The 17,921-nt window shown below is 57.5% G+C and carries 14 protein-coding genes and 1 pseudogene; 9 read left to right on the top strand and 6 right to left on the bottom strand.

Annotation, left to right across the window (positions count from 1 at the left end; genetic code table 11):
• Nucleotides 1–25: 25 nt before the first annotated feature.
• Nucleotides 26–289: a bacteriocin immunity protein gene (locus tag NL64_RS29350; RefSeq protein WP_080757861.1), complete on the bottom strand. Its 264-nt coding sequence runs from the start codon at nucleotides 287–289 to the stop codon at nucleotides 26–28.
• Nucleotides 273–2,186 carry an S-type pyocin domain-containing protein gene (locus tag NL64_RS05030; protein ID WP_253277056.1) on the bottom strand — a complete coding sequence of 638 codons (1,914 nt, stop codon included), beginning with the start codon at nucleotides 2,184–2,186 and terminating at the stop codon, nucleotides 273–275. The genes NL64_RS29350 and NL64_RS05030 overlap by 17 nt, the downstream gene beginning before the upstream one ends.
• A gap of 1,045 nt (nucleotides 2,187–3,231) precedes the next feature.
• On the opposite strand from NL64_RS05030, the gene NL64_RS05025 reads away from it, so the two are divergent.
• From NL64_RS05025 to NL64_RS05010, 4 genes are all read left to right on the top strand, one after another.
• A complete protein-coding gene (locus NL64_RS05025) occupies nucleotides 3,232–5,025 on the top strand; it encodes a DUF1302 domain-containing protein (protein ID WP_034147058.1) in 1,794 nt (597 codons plus the stop codon).
• A gap of 23 nt (nucleotides 5,026–5,048) precedes the next feature.
• The gene (locus NL64_RS05020; RefSeq protein WP_034147057.1) at nucleotides 5,049–6,419 is read left to right on the top strand and encodes a DUF1329 domain-containing protein; all 1,371 of its coding nucleotides are present in this window, start codon (nucleotides 5,049–5,051) and stop codon (nucleotides 6,417–6,419) included.
• 140 nt (nucleotides 6,420–6,559) lie between these two features.
• A complete protein-coding gene (locus NL64_RS05015) occupies nucleotides 6,560–9,106 on the top strand; it encodes a LuxR C-terminal-related transcriptional regulator (RefSeq protein WP_034147056.1) in 2,547 nt (848 codons plus the stop codon).
• A 236-nt stretch (nucleotides 9,107–9,342) separates the two neighbouring features.
• A complete protein-coding gene (locus tag NL64_RS05010) occupies nucleotides 9,343–10,032 on the top strand; it encodes a hypothetical protein (RefSeq protein ID WP_034147055.1) in 690 nt (229 codons plus the stop codon).
• 3 nt (nucleotides 10,033–10,035) lie between these two features.
• On the opposite strand, the gene NL64_RS05005 is transcribed toward NL64_RS05010, so the two are convergent.
• On the bottom strand, nucleotides 10,036–10,818 hold the full coding sequence (locus NL64_RS05005; RefSeq protein WP_034147054.1) for an IclR family transcriptional regulator: 783 nt from the start codon (nucleotides 10,816–10,818) through the stop codon (nucleotides 10,036–10,038).
• A 165-nt stretch (nucleotides 10,819–10,983) separates the two neighbouring features.
• On the opposite strand from NL64_RS05005, the gene hmgA reads away from it, so the two are divergent.
• From hmgA to maiA, 3 genes are read left to right on the top strand one after another with little or no spacing between them, the layout of a single operon-like run.
• On the top strand, nucleotides 10,984–12,288 hold the full coding sequence (hmgA, locus tag NL64_RS05000) for a homogentisate 1,2-dioxygenase (RefSeq protein WP_034147053.1): 1,305 nt from the start codon (nucleotides 10,984–10,986) through the stop codon (nucleotides 12,286–12,288).
• Between the two features lie 3 nt (nucleotides 12,289–12,291).
• The gene (fahA, locus tag NL64_RS04995) at nucleotides 12,292–13,596 is read left to right on the top strand and encodes a fumarylacetoacetase (protein WP_034147052.1); all 1,305 of its coding nucleotides are present in this window, start codon (nucleotides 12,292–12,294) and stop codon (nucleotides 13,594–13,596) included.
• Nucleotides 13,597–13,609: 13 nt separating this feature from the next.
• Nucleotides 13,610–14,245 carry a maleylacetoacetate isomerase gene (gene maiA, locus NL64_RS04990; RefSeq protein WP_034147051.1) on the top strand — a complete coding sequence of 212 codons (636 nt, stop codon included), beginning with the start codon at nucleotides 13,610–13,612 and terminating at the stop codon, nucleotides 14,243–14,245.
• A gap of 85 nt (nucleotides 14,246–14,330) precedes the next feature.
• Here the strand turns inward: maiA and NL64_RS04985 are convergent, their stop codons facing one another.
• Complete coding sequence (locus NL64_RS04985) at nucleotides 14,331–15,134, bottom strand: SirB1 family protein (RefSeq protein WP_034147050.1); 804 nt, start codon at nucleotides 15,132–15,134, stop codon at nucleotides 14,331–14,333.
• A 183-nt stretch (nucleotides 15,135–15,317) separates the two neighbouring features.
• Here NL64_RS04985 and NL64_RS04980 point away from each other — a divergent pair, with 183 nt between their 5' ends.
• Nucleotides 15,318–16,337, top strand: a complete 1,020-nt coding sequence (locus tag NL64_RS04980) for a Glu/Leu/Phe/Val dehydrogenase family protein (protein ID WP_034147049.1) — start codon at nucleotides 15,318–15,320, stop codon at nucleotides 16,335–16,337.
• 235 nt (nucleotides 16,338–16,572) lie between these two features.
• Here NL64_RS04980 and NL64_RS04975 read toward each other — a convergent pair.
• Nucleotides 16,573–16,812: pseudogene (locus NL64_RS04975) on the bottom strand (YebG family protein); the annotation flags it as partial.
• A gap of 291 nt (nucleotides 16,813–17,103) precedes the next feature.
• On the opposite strand from NL64_RS04975, the gene NL64_RS04970 reads away from it, so the two are divergent.
• Nucleotides 17,104–17,604 carry a phosphate-starvation-inducible protein PsiE gene (locus tag NL64_RS04970; RefSeq protein WP_008054441.1) on the top strand — a complete coding sequence of 167 codons (501 nt, stop codon included), beginning with the start codon at nucleotides 17,104–17,106 and terminating at the stop codon, nucleotides 17,602–17,604.
• On the opposite strand, the gene NL64_RS04965 is transcribed toward NL64_RS04970, so the two are convergent.
• Nucleotides 17,601–17,915: a DUF3509 domain-containing protein gene (locus tag NL64_RS04965; RefSeq protein ID WP_034147047.1), complete on the bottom strand. Its 315-nt coding sequence runs from the start codon at nucleotides 17,913–17,915 to the stop codon at nucleotides 17,601–17,603. The two genes, NL64_RS04970 and NL64_RS04965, sit on opposite strands and share 4 nt — an antisense overlap.
• Between the last annotated feature and the right edge of the window lie 6 nt (nucleotides 17,916–17,921).

Here is a 17,921-nt window from a genome sequence, read left to right as displayed (position 1 = left end):
CTTTTAGTGAGAATTTGTCTTTGTTTTATTGTTCGCTTTTAAAGCCTGTTTTTCCGTTGGCCGCTCGCCATTGTTTAAATATTCTTACTGCGCCATGCGGACTGTCCTCAATTCCGTCTCCTGGGTGGCATAAAACATCGGAGGCAGTGGGGTGCTCAGAGGTGCTGATTATATTTTCAAAAATATTGTCCTGCTCTTCCTCTGATGAGTAGGTTCCCTCAAATAGCGAGCTTACAAGGGTGAGATACTCAAGTTCTGTGTAATCCTCGAATTTAGTCTTTAAGTTCATATTTAATCCCCTGTGCTTTTTTAGAGTGGGTTTGGATGTGCTGCTTTGGAGTTAATATGCGAAGATTATCTATGTCGTAGACTGCTCCTCCTTTCTCGATCGGTATTACATGGTGAATTTCGTATTTGCGCCTTTGGCCAACATGCTCATTTTGGAGAGATTTTGGCGACAATCCATGACTAATACTGGTTTTGTTTAAACGGCTGAATTGCTCAAAAAAGTATTCATCATTAGCAACTGCCTTCCAAAATGCTCTGCGAAACGCTCTGAAACTCGAAAACTCCCTCCCTCGAAGCGTATCTGCAATTTCCGCGGGAATCGGCGCGCCTTCCGGCTTTGAAGCTGCTCCCAACCAGTTTCCCGAAATCTCCTGTCCGATACCGCTAGCGACACCGGGATCTTGTCGCCGATCCCTGAGTAAAATGAAGAGCGGCGGAATGCCGGACTCAATGGGGAAGACAGTGATGAATCCATCAAAACCATACGTATCCAGTTGTGGGAATGTATCGATCCGCCCCTCGTTGGGGGAGAGGGTGGCACCTTCGTAGATTGGAAGATCCGTTTCGGTCACTGGAAAACCGATCGACGGATTCTGCGGTTCTAACAGTGGGGTCCAGGTGATAGTGGCGGGTTGAACATCGGTGCCGCCAGTAGCGTAAACATTTTTCTGTGAATCAAAGTGGGCAAGCCTTACGGGCACTTTTCCGGAAGATGTCATACCGTTTGTAGCAACGGCGACGATCTCTACCCGGTTGCCTATTGTCTTCGAGCCGAGTGTAACTGGCAGGTCGATCTCTCCACCGACGACTGCGAGTTCGTACAGATCGGCGTTCGAGACAGTCGTGAGTTCCGATAACGGAACGCTCAGGGAATACAAATCACCGTTGCCAAGTCTCGAGGGCGCCAGCAGGGCGGCGAATCCAACGAGGATTGGCGCGGCGGCAGTCGTGACAAATCCGGTGATTGTGGCTATCGCCGCGCGTAGCGCGGATCTCAGCGCCAGGGCGCCCGCCGGTCCAACATGGATGGTTCCGTGGGTACCGGAAGCTGCTACGCCGAATGCCGCCATCGAGCCGGCATGTGAAAATTCTGGACGTTGCCACCGTGCCTGAGTTTCTGCCCGCAACTGCGCGTCCAGGCGTGCTTGCTCTGCCTGCCACAAGGCTTCGGCCTGGGCTTGCAAGAGCGCTAATTGGCGCTTGTGTTCCCGCGCTTCTTCCTCTGCTTTCCGTTGATTTTCGAGGCGCAATCGCTCGGCTTGACGCTGCACTTCGGCCTCGGCTTCAAGACGAGCCTGTTCTGCAGCGATGTAACGTGCGGCGGCTTCAGCGGCAATCCGCGCTTGCTCGGCCGCCACTCGCTCGGCCTCTGCCAGCGCGGCTAACCGAACCTGCTCTTGTGCGTGGGCGAGAGCTTCAGCTTCTGCCTCTACGCGTATTTGTTCGGCGGCCACTCGCTCGGCTTCTGCCATTGCGGCTAACCGGGCCTGCTCTTGCGCGTGGGCTAGTGCTTCAGCTTCAGCCCGGATACGTGCCTGTTCAACCGCGACGCGTTGAGCTTCCTGTTCCGCTGCTAATCGTGCTTGTTCAGCGGCCTGCATGACATTGAAAGAGTGTTGCAGACTGACGGTTCTCTGGTGGAGCGACTGTAAGGTTTGAGACAGCAATCTGGTGTCGATTGCGGCTCTAAGTGAGTCATTTAAAGCCTGCATGGCTATGCCATGGGGTCCTGGCCATTTCTCCATCTTCGTGGCTTTCAACATAAACTCGTTGATATGCCGATTAAATGGGTCTCCTCCATAAAACGCATTGGCAGCTGCGGTTTTTGTATGGAGTTCTGCAGTTTTACGTTGTGTAAGTTTATTAAGTACGTCTAATTCACGGGCAATTGATTGCAATGGAGGGACTGGATTTTTTGGCCCCTCATAACGGGTCGCTGCCAGTTCTTCCTCGATGGTTTTGGGTAATTGGATGGATCTGGCCTGGTATTCCTCTTCAAGAACCCGAATTGTATTTTTTACGGTTCCTTGATTCTGCTAATAAGTCGAAACTCCGCGTCCAAAGGGGCCGGGTTGTAAGTTAGGGTTTGTACGAGGCGGGGGAATGTAATGATCGGGTGCGGCTCCTATCGTCTCGATAGGCGTATCTATTTCAAGAAATCCAGGTCTTGTGTTCTTTTTTTGCGGTGGTTTCGGAGGGTTTTGCATATTCGTATCCTTATGAATTTGCGTAGTGCTTCCGCTTATTGCCAGCCATGGATTTGGCCGAAAACTATTGCTACTTGCCATTTCAAGTTACAGCGAAACGCAAAAGGAATGATCCGAAGCGCGTGTGGGTCTTTACATATGGGAGTGAGAGAGGATTCTGCGGGGAGGGCAATGGGTCAAAGTTATCCTTTGTAAAAGAAAGAGATTTCTTACGAAATTACAGGAAACTTCTTGTAGGACTTTGTTAAACATCTAACTGAGCGCGAAGTCGACAAATATCCCGCCCATAAAAAAGGCCGCTGCAAACGCAGCGGCCAAGTAGACGTTGGATCCAGGAGCTACAAATCAACGTCGGTGTACACGGGGCGACGAGTCGAAGTCTTCAATCTCATCTGAAATCTGTCGCGAGCGGCACGGTGAATCACGCGCCGTTGCTTCGTGCTTACAAGCTGTTTTCCTTGAAAGCCAGGCAAGGATAAGTGGTTGCCGGCAAAGGAAAAACAGTGATTCGCGACATGCAGTGTTACAGCCTGCGCAACAGTCCTTGAAATCATGCACGCACAACATGCGCATCGCTGATAGCACCCAATCCAGCCCATTCATGCCTTGCGCAATCCCCCGTTCCAAGTCCCCGGTAATCCTTAAGAGGTACACCACGAATACCTCCTTGGTGCGCTTATCACCCCCGGTAGGCGGCAGTAGGGTGAGGCCTTCTGTCACTCACCGGGGAAGACGCATGACAAAAACAACAATGCGCGCCATCTTCACACCGCAGGCGCTGGCCGCTGCGGTTGCCTTGGGTTGCTGTGCCCAGGCGCAGGCTGTTTCATTCAACATTGGCGAGATCGAGGGGACGTTCGATTCATCGCTTTCAGTGGGCGCAAGTTGGGGCATGCGCGATGCCGATGATGCACTGGTAGGCACCGTCAACGGCGGTAGCGGGCAGGCTTCGACCGGTGACGACGGGCGTCAGAATTTCAAGAAGGGCGAAACCTTCTCGAAGATCTTCAAGGGCATTCACGACCTCGAACTGAAGTACGGCGACACCGGTGTGTTTGTCCGTGGCAAGTATTGGTACGACTTCGAATTGAAGGACGAAGACCGGCCGTTCAAGCCGATCAGCGATCACAATCGCAAGGAGGGCGCCAAGTCGTCCGGCGGGCAGATCCTCGATGCCTTCGTCTATCACAACTATTCCATCGCTGATCTGCCAGGGACCGCGCGTGCCGGTAAGCAGGTCGTGAGCTGGGGTGAAAGTACCTTCATCGGCAACTCGATCAACAGCATCAACCCGGTCGACGTTTCCGCGTTCCGCCGTCCTGGCGCCGAGATCAAGGAAGGCCTGATTCCGGTGAACATGCTGTTTGCTTCCCAAGGGCTGACCGACAAGTTGACCGTGGAAGGCTTCTATCAACTGGAGTGGGATCAGACCGTCGTCGATAACTGCGGCACCTTCTTCGGTGTCGACGTGGTGGCGGACGGTTGCAACAAGGGTTACACCGTTGCCAACCCGGCCATTGCACCGTTGCAGCCGATTGCCGCTGCGTTCGGCCAGGGTTTCGAAGTCACCAGCGAAGGTGTGGTGGTTCCCCGTGGTGGCGACCGCGATGCCCGGGATTCGGGCCAGTGGGGCACCGCGCTGCGCTGGCTGGGGGACGATACCGAGTACGGCCTGTATTTCATGAATTACCACAGCCGCACGCCGACGGTCGGCACCACCACTGCCGGTCTCAGTACGCTGGCGAGCATTCCGGGAATCGTGACCACGGCCAACCGCATCGCACCGGGTAGCGGCGCAGGTCTGGCACAAAGTGTGATGCTCGGGCGTGGCCAGTATTACCTGGAATATCCGGAAGACATTCGTCTCTACGGCGCCAGTTTCTCCACCACGTTGTCCACTGGCACCGCGTGGACCGGTGAGATCAGCTACCGCCCCAACGCACCGGTGCAGGTCAACACCAACGACCTGACGCTGGCGCTGCTCAACCCGATTGCCGGTGGCGCAGCATCGCCAATTGCGACCTCACCCGGCGCGGACAACAAAGGCTATCGGCGCAAGGAAGTGACCCAGATCCAGAGCACCCTGACGCACTTCTTCGATCAGGTCGCCGGCGCTGATCGCCTGACCCTGGTGGGCGAAGCAGGGGTGGTTCGCGTCGGTGGCCTGGAGTCTCGCAGCAAGCTGCGTTATGGCCGCGACTCGGTGTACGGGCAGTATGGCTTCGGTGGCGATACCGACGGTTTCGTGACCTCGACTTCATGGGGTTATCGTGCCCGCGCGATCCTCGATTACAACAACGTCATCGCCGGGATCAACTTCAAACCCAACTTGTCGTGGTCCCACGACGTCGCCGGTTATGGCCCCAACGGGCTGTTCAACGAAGGCGCCAAGGCCGTCAGCCTCGGCGTCGATGCGGACTACCGCAACACCTACAACGCAAGCCTCAGTTACACCGATTTCTTCGGCGGTGACTACAACGTGCTCGAAGACCGTGACTTCGTGGCGCTGAGCTTCGGCGTGAACTTCTGATCTGGCTGAAAAGGATGAATTCAATGCGCAAGATGATTCTGCAATTTGGCACCGCCCTGGCCCTGAGTCTGCTCGCTGTCAACGTGATGGCAGCTGTTTCGGCGGAAGAGGCGAACAAGCTCGGCACCAGCCTCACGCCTTTGGGTGGGGAGAAGGCCGGTAACGCCGATGGCTCGATACCGGCCTGGACCGGTGGTATCCCGAAAAATGCCGGGGCGGTGGACAGCAAAGGCTTCCTGGCCGATCCGTTCGCCAATGAAAAACCGCTGTTCATCATCACGGCGGCAAACGTCGACAAGTACAAGGACAAGCTCTCCGACGGACAGCTGGCGATGTTCAAGCGTTACCCGGAGACCTACAAAATCCCGGTCTATCCGACGCACCGCACCGCGGCTCTGCCGGCGGAAATCTATGAGTCGGCCAAACGCAGTGCGCTGAACGTAACACCGATCAACGACGGTAACGGTCTGGCCAATTTCACCGGCAATCGTTACTACGCTTTTCCGATTCCGAAGAACGGTGTCGAGGTGATCTGGAACCACATCACCCGTTACCACGGCGGCAATCTGCGGCGCACCATCACCCAGGCAACCCCTCAATCCAATGGCGATTTCACCGTCATCCGCTTCAAGGATGAGGTGGCCGTGCCGTCCCTGCTGGGGGATTTGAAACCGGGCAGCGATGACAACGTCCTCAGCTATTTCAAACAGGAAGTGACGGCGCCGGCGCGACTGGCGGGCAACGTGCTGCTGGTGCACGAGACCCTCGACCAGGTCCAGGAACCGCGCAAGGCCTGGATATACAACGCCGGCCAGCGCCGTGTGCGGCGTGCTCCGCAAGTAGCGTACGACGGCGTCGGCACTTCGTCCGATGGTCTGCGCACCACCGACAACTTCGACATGTTTTCCGGCGCACCGGATCGCTACGACTGGAAACTGATCGGCAAGAAGGAAATGTACATCCCGTACAACAGCTACAAACTCGATTCGCCCGACCTGAAGTACACCGACGTGATCAAGGCCGGGCACATCAATCAGGACCTGACACGCTATGAGTTGCACCGGGTCTGGGAGGTTGTCGCCACGGTCAAGCCCAACGAGCGGCACGTGTACGCAAAGCGCCACATGTACATCGACGAAGACACCTGGCAGGTGGCGCTGGCCGATCACTATGACGGTCGCGGCCAACTCTGGCGTGTGGCCGAAGGGCATGCGCAGTTCTACTACGATCACCAGGTGCCGGCCTATACCGTCGAAGCGCTGTACGACCTGATTGCCGGTCGTTACATCGCACTGGGTATGAAGAACGAAGAGAAGCGCAGCTTCGAATTCAACATCGCGGCAAAAGCCGGGGACTACACGCCAGCAGCCCTGCGGAGTACGGGTGTGAGGTAATCGTCCTACAGGCTCTTACACAAAAAGGTGACTTTATGGTCACCTTTTTTATGGCTGTAAATCAGCCTGCTGAATACTTCTTCAACAAGCCCTCGGGAGAGGACTAGGGTGGCGCCACAACTATAAAAAGGCGCATCACTATGACTGCCATGACGCTGTGTCTGGACCGTCCTGGACTCCTGCCTCGTTTGTCGCCGCATCACTTGTCCCGCGAGCGCTTGATCGAGCCATTGCTGGCCTCGGCGGCGCGGGTGAAGTTGCTTTGTGCGCCGGCCGGCAGCGGCAAAAGTGCGTTGCTCACTGAGTGCCTGTTGCGTGCGCCCACGGACTGTCGGGCGTACTGGCTGCCCTTGTTGGGTGAGTCGTTGGGTGTGGCTGAATTCCAGCGGCGACTGGCGCATACGCTCGGGTTGTCTTCATCGGATGAGCAAACGTTGCTGGAATCACTGGCCCTGTTACAGGTGCCGACCTGGCTGTTTCTCGATGATTACTGTCGCGTGCCCAATCCTGAACTCGATCGCTTGCTGGACCGTTTACTGGCTGTAAGAAACCCGTTGTTGAATTGGTGGCTGGGTACGCGTCGGCGCCCGCAATGCAACTGGCCCCGGTTGTTGCTCGATGATGAGTTGTACGAATGCGAGGGGCGTTCGCTGGCGTTTAATGAACACGACATCGAACTGCTGCTCGTCCATGTCGCGCCGTCGCAGGCCGCGGGTACGGCCCGGCGGATCATTCAGCGCAGCGGTGGTTGGTGCGCCGGTGTGCGTATTGCCTTGCTCGATGGATGTCAGTGGGCGGCCGGGGAAGACAAACAGGAACGTTCGGCGACGCTGCTCGATTATTTGCAGCATGAACTGTTCAACACGTTGTCGCCGGAATTGGTTGAAGCCTGGCAGGTACTGGCCCATCTTCCGCGATTCAATGCCAGCCTGTGCGAGCATCTTTTCGGTGCTGGCGAAGGCGCGAAGTGCTTGCACGACTTGCAGGACATGGGGTGTTTCATCGAACCGTGGGAGGACTCCGCCGATTGGTTGCGAGTCTTCGTGCCACTGGCCCGCGCCATGCGTGATGAACAAGGTTCGGCGGGGCGTTCCTGGCACCGCCGCGCCTGCCAATGGTTCACCGCCGAGGAGGACTGGCAGGGCGCGTTCGAGCAGGCGTTGTTAGCCGAAGAGTTCGAGGTTGCGGTCAGTTTGTTGCAGCACTTCAGCTTTGAGCATTTGTTCCGTCGGGAGAATGTGCGCTTGTTGCTGAACCTGCATGAGCGCCAGGGTGAAGAGTTGACCCTCGGATCGTCGCAATTGGTGGGGTTAATTACCGCGGCTTTATTATTTGCCGGACGTTTCGATCAGGCCGCCGTGTGCATTGAGCAAATGGTCCGGTTCACCCCGCAGCCGACGGCGATCCTGCAGCGTCAACTGCTGGCTCGCTGGCAGGCGCAGCAAGGTTGGCTGCTGCATCTGCAGGGGCGCATGGAAGCGGCACGAGCGCACTTTCTCGAAGCGCTGGCCGAACTGGGGAACGACGCTTGGGCAGCGCGCTTGTTGTGTCTGTCCGGCCTGACGCAACAAGCGCTGCTTACTGCCGATTGCGACGCCGCGCTGGCGCTCAATCGCGAGGCACTGTGCCTGGCGCGCGCGCAAGGTTCGCTGCTGTTCGAAGGATTGCTCGAACTCGATCATGCGCAGTTGCTGGAGCAGCGCGGCGCCCCCCGGCGCGCCGAGAGTTTGCTGGCCGATATCCATGAGTTGCTGTGTCGGCAGGCGGATCGCCCGACGCCGCTGCTGGGGCGAATTGCCTTGCGGCGTGGACGTCTGGCGCTCTCGCAGGGACAGGATGAGGCGGCCAGCGAATTCTTTCAGAGCGGCCTGCGCGATTGCCTGCACAGTCAGGACAAACGTGCGTTGTATGGTTTTCTCGGACAGGCGCAGGTGGCGGCCAATCAGCATGATTACGCACTCGCGTTCGACCGGTTGCGCGACGCCGAGCGGCTGATGCAGCAGCGGCAAATTCCCGACACGGTTTATCGCGGTGTACTGCTGCAAGTCAGCAGTCATTTCTGGTTGCAACAAGGTCGGCCGCAACTCGCCCGTGAAGCGCTGACCCGTGTGCTGCGTCATTACCGCGGGCCAAATGCCCGTCAAGCACCCCCGGCCACGCTGGAACTGATCGCACGGATCGAATACTTGTTGGTGCTCGCAGAGACTCATCTGCAACAGGCGAAACAACCGCTGGAACGACTCAATGCCTTGCTCGATCACGCGCAACAGCACGGGATGCTGGCGTTGGAAGCGGAGCTTCAGTTGGCCATCTGCGAAGTGGCAGACCTGACCGGCGATCCAGCACTGGCAAAGTCGGCCTTGCAGGCGGGGCTGGAGTTGGTGCGGCGTTGCCATTTGCAACAAGCCTTAAGCGAACTGCGCCTGCGCCAGCCGACATTGCTCAGTCGTTTGGGTGAAGAGGACCACCTGACGCCGTCGACCCTGGAGGCCAACCCGTTGAGTGTGCGAGAACTGGAGGTGCTTGGACTGATCGCCCAAGGCAACTCAAATCAACAGATCGCGGAGCAGTTGTTTATTTCATTGCATACGGTAAAAACCCACGCCCGGCGAATTCATAGCAAGTTGGGTGTGGAGCGTCGTACCCAGGCCGTGGCTAAAGCTAAAGCAATGGGAGTGGTTAATTAAATCGCTGGGATGTTGCGGTGCTTTACGAATGTATACATGTTCGTTGTGGTCTTTTTTGTTGTTCGCTGTCAATTTGAATTGGCGTGCGGCGCATTATTTATGAGAGCACGTTTTATAAGTTTAAGTACTGTGTGTGGTGTTAGGTTTAGTTGGTGATGTTAAGTTGTTTTGTTACTTTAAATTAATCTAAAGCTCGGGCGGGATGCCCGGGTTTAATCATGTGACAGGAAGTTTTTATGAGCGACAGTTTTTTTAATTACAGTAAAATTCAAGTGTTGAAGGGTGTCCGTGCGGACTTTGCGGTAGAAGTGTTGTTGACGGAGCGCCTGCACAAGTTAGGGGTCAGTCCGTTCACAGCCTACATAAATACCGTGATTGATATAGTGGGTAAAGAGGTTGAATCCTCCAGGACTTTGTTTGAAGAAACGCTGGAGTGGGTGGAGAGTGAGGGGTTGCCGAACTACGTTCAGGGCATTAATGATATTTTCAAACGCCGTTTTTCTTTTGATCCGAAAGATAAGGTGATAGGTCTTGATCTACTGGATTTCGAGCGAATTGTAATTGATGTAGTAAAGGCGCTGACGACTGAGCCGTCCATCAATCTTGCCAAGCGCTCGATCAGATCGCTGAGCCTTGATGATGTCAATGCGGCGTTGGCGCGAAGTGTCCCTGATATCAATTTTGATGAGGTTTATCTCACCAGTGTTGTTGTTGAAGATGGTGAGCGCAAAGTATTTAAGTCACGACGTCTGGCCGAAGATTTATTTGAGTCGCTACAACATAATGAAATTCCTTACTACCATGGCGCCAATGCCGGTGTTTATTCGGTAGCTCACAGCCTGGAGGAACATCACCTGCATTCGCAGCTCACCCTGCAGGACGTCAGCTATTTAGTGATCGAAATTGTTCCGGATTTCCTGATCTGATCTTCACTGTTCCTCGTAGCCCATCCGCCAACTGACGGCCCGCGTTGCCGCGAGTAATCGCTGCGCCGCCGGGCCGTCTTCATCGGCATGAAACAACGATGTCGGGCCGACCACCGTCAGCACGGCCACCACATTGCCCATGGCGTTGAACACCGGTGCCGACAACGCATCAACGCCGGGCATCAGCAAACCATGCACATGATGCAGGCCCCGTGCGCGGATTTGCTCGCAGATGGCCGCATAGACTTGATCGTCCGCCAGCGCGTGGGCTGCATGACCTTGTAATTCCTGCTCGCGCAGATCCACGGTTTCGCGCTTGGGAAGGTACGCACCAAAGACCAGCCCGGTCGAGGAACTGAGCAACGGCAACACCGAGCCCAATTGCGTGACCACCGTCACCGCTCGCACCGCCGGTTCGATATGCACCACGGTCGCACCCTGGTTACCCCACACCGCCAAAAAACAGGTTTCGTTCAAATCGTCGCGTAGTTCGGCCAGCGGCAGGGCGGATACTTTCAGCACGTCCATACTGTTGAGTGCTGCCAGGCCCACGCGCAAGGCCTCGCGACCCAGGCCGTAATGGTTGGTCGCGGCATTTTGTTCGGCAAAACCACTGGCGATCAGCGCCTGCAAATAGCGGTGAACCTTGCTCGCCGGCATCTGCACGTGTTCGGCCAGGCGCGAGAGCGAAGTCGAGGGTGACAACTGCGCCAAAGCCTTGAGGATGTCAGTACCCACCTCGGCCGAGCGGACTTTCTGTTTACCGTTGCTTTCAGGCTTTTCCATGGAGGCAGTGTGATCCCGGGACGAATGGGCGTCTTTATAGCTTGACGGTCAATACCAATCAAATTACGTTATGCGTAATCGAATTACGATAAAAATAACCCCGGCGTGCCACGAACTCTGCAACAGAGCGACGGGCCACTGTCGACTCCCTGTTCAGGAGGCTCCATGAACTCCGATTCAACGACGCCAGCACTGGCCTATCAGTCAGGCTTCGGCAATGAATTCAGCAGTGAAGCGCTGCCCGGCGCATTGCCCATCGGCCAGAACTCCCCGCAAAAAGCCCCTTACGGTCTCTACACCGAACTGTTCTCCGGCACAGCGTTCACAATGGCCCGCAGTGAAGCGCGGCGGACGTGGATGTACCGCATTCAGCCGTCAGCCAATCATCCGGCGTTCGTAAAACTCGATCGGCAATTGGCCGGCGGTCCATTGGGTGAAGTGACCCCCAATCGCCTGCGCTGGAACGCGCTGGATATTCCCGCCGAACCGACTGATTTCATCGACGGCCTGGTGAGCATGGCGGCCAACTCCGGCGCGGATAAGCCGGCGGGGATCAGCATCTACCAATACCGCGCCAATCGCTCCATGGAGCGCGTGCTTTTCAACGCTGACGGCGAAATGCTGCTGGTGCCGCAACAGGGCCGTCTGCGCATCGCCACCGAACTGGGCGTGCTGGAAGTCGCGCCGCTGGAGATTGTCGTGTTACCTCGCGGGCTGAAATTCCGCGTTGAACTGCTCGACTCGCAAGCCCGCGGTTACATCGCCGAGAACCATGGTGCGCCATTGCGGCTGCCGGATCTGGGGCCGATTGGCAGCAACGGCCTGGCTAATCCGCGGGACTTCCTGACCCCGGTGGCGTCTTACGAAAACCTCCAGCAACCGACGACCCTGGTGCAGAAATTCCTTGGCCAATTGTGGGGCTGCGAGCTCAACCATTCGCCATTGAACGTGGTCGCCTGGCACGGTAATAACGTGCCCTACAAGTATGATCTGCGCCGTTTCAACACCATCGGCACGGTCAGCTTCGATCACCCGGACCCATCGATCTTTACTGTTCTGACCTCGCCGACCAGCGTCCACGGCCTGGCCAACCTCGACTTCGTGATCTTCCCGCCACGCTGGATGGTGGCCGAGAACACTTTCCGTCCACCGTGGTTCCACCGCAACCTGATGAACGAATTCATGGGCCTGATCCAGGGCGAATACGACGCCAAGGCCGAAGGCTTTGTGCCCGGCGGCGCGTCCTTGCACAGCTGCATGAGCGCTCACGGGCCGGACGGCGAGACTTGCACCAAAGCGATCAACGCCGAGCTCAAACCAGCGAAAATCGACAACACCATGGCCTTCATGTTCGAGACCAGCCAAGTGCTGCGACCGAGCCGCTACGCCCTCGATTGCCCGCAGCTGCAAACCAACTACGATGCTTGCTGGGCCACGCTGCCCGCCACTTTCGACCCGACCCGGAGATAACCCATGACGCAGACTTCCATCCCTCGCAGCTGGGTTGCTTCCGCCAACGACCACGCGGATTTCCCGCTGCAAAACCTGCCGCTGGGCGTGTTCAGCATGAAGGGTTGCGCACCTCGCAGTGGCGTGGCGATTGGCGAACATATCTTTGATCTTGAAGCGGCGCTTGAGGCCGGCCTGTTCGATGGCGCTGCAAAAACCGCCGTCGAAGCCACCCGTAACGGCCAGTTGAACGCGTTCTTCGAACTGGGCCGCGAGGCTCGCGTTGCCCTTCGTGAACGTTTGATCGAACTGCTCAAGGAAGGCAGCACCCTGCACGGCAAGATCGAAGCCCAAGGCGCAAAATTGCTGCCACTGGCGGCGGATTGTGAAATGCACCTGCCGGCGAAAATCAACGACTACACCGACTTCTACGTCGGCATCGAGCACGCGCAAAACGTCGGCAAACTGTTCCGCCCGGACAATCCGCTGCTGCCGAACTACAAATACGTACCGATCGGCTACCACGGCCGCGCTTCGACCATACGCCCGTCCGGCACCGACGTGCGCCGCCCGAAAGGCCAGACCCTGCCGGCCGGTCAGACCGAGCCGACGTTCGGGCCGTGCGCACGCCTGGACTACGAACTGGAACTGGGCATCTGGATCGGTCAGGGCAATGACATGGGCGACTCGATCGCCATTGGCGACGCCGCCGATCATATCGCCGGTTTCTGCCTGCTCAATGACTGGTCGGCGCGCGATATCCAGGCCTGGGAATACCAGCCACTGGGGCCGTTCCTGTCGAAGAGTTTCATCACCAGCATTTCGCCTTGGGTGGTAACGGCTGAAGCGTTGGAGCCGTTCCGTCGCGCCCAGCCTGTACGCCCGGAAGGCGATCCACAACCGCTGCCGTACCTGTTTGATAAACGCGATCAAGCTGCGGGCGCATTCGATATCGAACTGGAAGTGCTGCTGCTCACCGAAACGATGCGCGAGCAGAACCTGCCAGCCCATCGCCTGACCCTGAGCAACTCGAAACACATGTACTGGACCGTGGCGCAAATGGTCGCGCACCACAGCGTCAACGGCTGCCAGTTGCAGGCCGGTGACCTGTTCGGTTCGGGTACGTTGTCCGGGCCGGAAAACGGTCAGTTCGGCAGCCTGCTGGAAATCACCGAGGGCGGTAAAAAACCGATTGAACTGGCATCGGGCGAGGTGCGCAAGTTCCTCGAAGACGGTGATGAAATCATTCTGCGTGGCCGTTGCAGCCGCGACGGTTTTGCCTCCATCGGTTTCGGCGAATGCCGTGGCAAAGTCGTGTCGGCGCGTTAAGAGGATCCGGGTCATGGAGCTCTATACCTATTACCGTTCGACCTCGTCCTATCGGGTGCGGATCGCGTTGGCGTTGAAGGGGCTGGATTGCCAGGCGCTGCCGATCAACCTGATTGCGCCGCCAAGTGGTGAACATCGTCAGCCGCCGTACCTGGCGATCAACCCGCAAGGTCGCGTACCGGCCTTGCGCACCGAGGACGGCGAGTTGCTGATCCAGTCACCGGCGATCATCGAGTACCTGGAGGAGCGTTATCCACAGGTGCCGCTGCTGTCCAAAGACTTCGCTGCTCGCGCCCATGAGCGTGGCGTAGCGGCGGTGATTGGCTGCGATGTGCACCCGCTGCACAACGTCAGTGTGCTAAACAAACTGCGTGTGCTGGGTCACGATGAGGCACAGGTGGTGGAGTGGATCGGGCACTGGATCGGCCAGGGTCTGGCGACCGTTGAACAGTTGATTGGTGATGAAGGATATTGCTTCGGACCTGAGCCAGGTTTGGCGGATGTCTACTTGATCCCGCAGTTGTACGCGGCCGAGCGTTTCAATATTTCTCTTGAGGGCTATCCGCGAATCCGGCGGGTGGCGGCGCTGGCGGCGACGCATCCGGCGTTCATCGAGGCGCATCCGGCGAATCAGCCAGATACGCCTTGATAAGAGCAGGATCAAAAATCGCAGCCTGCGGCAGCTCCTACAGGGAATCAATGTAGGAGCTGCCGCAGGCTGCGATCTTTTGCTTTTAATGGACGATGGAATTGGGCGGCAAATGCCCCAGTCGTTCCGTCAACCGAAGCCGCTGGATCGGGTCGTCGCTCAGCAGCAGGGCATGTTCCAGGTCGAAACGCTCGGCATTGGGGCATTCCAGTCGTTGGTAGAGGCTGGCCCGGGCCAGGTAATCGGCGGCATTGGCGTTGCCCAGTTCCAGCACGCGTTCGGCGTCGATCAAGGCGCCGATGTAGTCGTCATGGGACAGGTGCAGCTGACGCAGGTTGCGCGACAGGCGTTGGAGCATTTGCACAGGCTCGGCGGTGACCAGGTGTTCGGCGCTGAGCTTCATGTTCGGGCCGTACTGGCGATGCAGAAGCTCACGGCAATCATTGGGGTACAGCCGCCGGCCGCCGCACGGGTCAAGCAGGTGATCGGCGCCCGGCACCCGCAACAGAAAATGGCCTGGGAAGTTGACTCCGACCATGGGGATTTCCAGGCCTCTGGCCAACTCCAGTGCAATCATCCCCAACGCCAGTGGCTGACCACGCCGGCGTTCAAGGACTTTATCGATTAACGCCGCTTGCGGGCGCAAGGGCGTGAAGTCGTCCTGGGCGAAACCCAGATCATTCAAGCGCCGTAACAACGGTTGCGCCAATTCGCTCACCGGCAGCATTGGCAAACCGCTACTGATCCGCTGTTGCAGATCCTTGAAGTCGTTCAATACCGTTTCGACGTTCACGTCCTTGTCGTGTTCGACTGCAATGTATAGCGCCGCCTCGAACAGTGCGGGCGGTGAACGTTGTACACAGGCGAAAAACGATTGGCGCGGTGTCATCAAAATCTCCGGGCAATGCCTCGTTTTAGCCCCGTCTCCAGCATTCGTCCAGTGCCATAAAGGCGAGTACCGGAGTTATTTCCGAAAGCCTGATTGGCGGCGCCGCTTATTCCGGTGTGCTTCTGCAATTTTCGGGCGCAAGCCTATACTGGCGACTACAAGAAGTGATTCGGGAGCCTTACGATGTTCGCTCTCATGCAAAGCACTCGCCTTGAATCGCTGCATCTGAGCGTCGACCCGGTCACCGGGTTGAAGGCGGTCATTGCCATTCATAACAGCCGTTTGGGGCCTGCCCTGGGCGGGTGTCGTTACCTTGCCTATCCCAGCGACGAGTCCGCGGTCGAGGATGCAGTGCGCCTTGCCCAAGGCATGAGTTACAAGGCGGCACTGGCCGGTCTGGCCCAGGGTGGCGGTGTGGCGGTGATTGTTCGACCCGTTCACGTGGCCAATCGTGCTGCGTTGTTCGAAGCCTTCGGGCGCTGCATCAATCAGCTCGACGGGCGCTACATCACCGCTATCGACAGTGGCACCTCGGTGGCGGACATGGATTGCATCGCCCAACAGACCCAACACGTCACCAGCACCACCTCGGCGGGCGACCCTGCGCCGCATGCGGCGATGGGCGTGTTCACCGGTATTCGTGCCACGGCGATGGCACGGCTGGGCAGCGATAACCTTGAAGGCTTGCGTGTGGCTATCCAGGGCTTGGGCAACGTCGGTTTTGCCTTGGCCGAACAGTTGCACGCCGCTGGCGCTGAACTGCTGGTCAGCGATATCGATCACGGCAAGGTGCAATTGGCGATGGAGCAACTCGGCGCGCACCCGATTGCCAACGACGCTCTGCTCAGCACGCCATGTGACATTCTCGCGCCATGCGGTCTGGGCGGGGTGCTGAACAGTCACAGCGTGACGCAACTGCGCTGCTCGGCAGTGGCCGGTTCGGCGAACAATCAGCTGACTCATCTGGACGTTGCCGATCAGTTGGAACGGCGGGGTATCCTTTATGCGCCGGACTACGTGATCAATGCCGGCGGGTTGATCTACGTTTCGCTCAAGCACCGGGGCGAAGAGCTGGGGACTATCACCGCGCACCTGTCGAAAATCAGTTCGCGACTCACCGAGGTTTTCGCCCACGCCCAGGCGGAAAAACGGTCGCCGGCGCGGGTGGCGGATGAGTTGGCGGAGAAAGTGTTGTACCGATAGCGAGATCAAAAGATCGCAGCCTGCGGCAGCTCCTACAGAGGCTGGGATCTTGTGAATTCCATAAATGAAAAAGGCCCTGAGTCCAATGGACTCAGGGCCTATTCAATTCGGGCGTTGCCTACTTTGCTGCTTTGGCGGCCTTCGCAGGCTTGGCCGGAGCAACTGGCTCAACGTTTGCCTCTTCCACAAGTGCGGCTACTGCAACCGGCTCCGCGACCTCAACAGGGGCGGCGAGCAATTCGGACAAGGCGTCCGGCTGGCTCTTGAATGCCTTGGCAAACACATCACGGTTTTTCGCCATGTAGATCCCGGCTTCTTCCACTTGCTGCTCGGTCAGGGACGGAACGGCTTTTTGCAACACTTCAGCCAGCAACTCGGCCAGTTCGAGCATTTTGTCATGACGGTCAGCTTCGGCTTTATCCATGAACAAGCGCTCCAGATCTCGGCTGCTGCGGTATACCACTTCGACGGCCATTCACCACCTCACATGCCTTCACATTTGGTTGTCTGATTCGACTACTGTATTTATATACAGCTAAAAGGATAAGCGAATCCTTGGGGTTTGGGTAGTGGCTTTTTAATGTAGACCGGATTCAGGGTTTGTCAGGTGAATCCATCGCGAGCAGCCTCGCTCGGGTGCGACCAAACGCCACGGAGCGCATTTTGCGGCGGCTCGCCATCATGGCGTGGCCTTGTTTCTGCATGCAGAACAATCGTCACGTCCACCCTGCATTATCCGGTCGAGCCGACCTAAGGAAGCATCATCGTGAAAATCAACTGGGCCGAAAAGCTGCGGCAGAACGTGCATGAGCTGGCCGAATCCCTCGGCAACCTGTTCGTCGAAACCTTCCACTACCTGGCGCTGTTCGCCATTGGTGCGGTGACTGCGTGGGCGGCGGTGATGGAGTTTCTCGGGATGCTCGAACAGGGGCACATCAAGATCGATGACATCTTGTTGCTGTTCATCTACCTGGAACTGGGTGCGATGGTCGGGATTTATTTCAAGACCAACCACATGCCGGTGCGGTTCCTGATCTACGTAGCGATCACCGCGCTGACACGCCTGCTGATCTCCAACGTATCGCACCACAATCCGCCTGACTTGGGGATCATCTACCTGTGCGGCGGAATCTTGCTGTTGGCGTTTGCAATCCTGGTGGTGCGTTACGCCTCGTCGCAATTCCCGTCGGTGAAGATCGAACACCCGCACCGTAAGACCGGTGCGGGTTCAGGTGAACACCCGGAAGTGGAGAAGGGCGAGCTTTAAAGCCCCATGGCCGGTCGTGGCCGGCCTTTGACAGGTGGCGGCAGGTTGCGGGTGCTGCCATCGGTCATGGCTTCAAGGATGGCCACGGCGCTGTGGCCCTGTTCGATGGCAATGCCGAACTGAATGCTTTGCACCAGGCGTTTGAGGCGCTCGGGGTCATTACGTTGTTCGCTGCTAATCATCCGCTTGGCTACTACGCGGCCACTGTTGGACAGGGTCAGCATGATGCTGCCATCCAGACCCTGAATGCTCAGGTTGATCTGATAATCCGCTGCAAAAGCATCGGTAATGAGCTGAAAAGGGTTGTCCATGATGCG

This window comes from Pseudomonas fluorescens (genome assembly GCF_000802965.1).
In the GTDB taxonomy this organism is placed as follows: Bacteria; Pseudomonadota; Gammaproteobacteria; order Pseudomonadales; family Pseudomonadaceae; genus Aquipseudomonas; species Aquipseudomonas fluorescens_A.
This window is presented reverse-complemented; position numbering and strand designations above follow the sequence as displayed.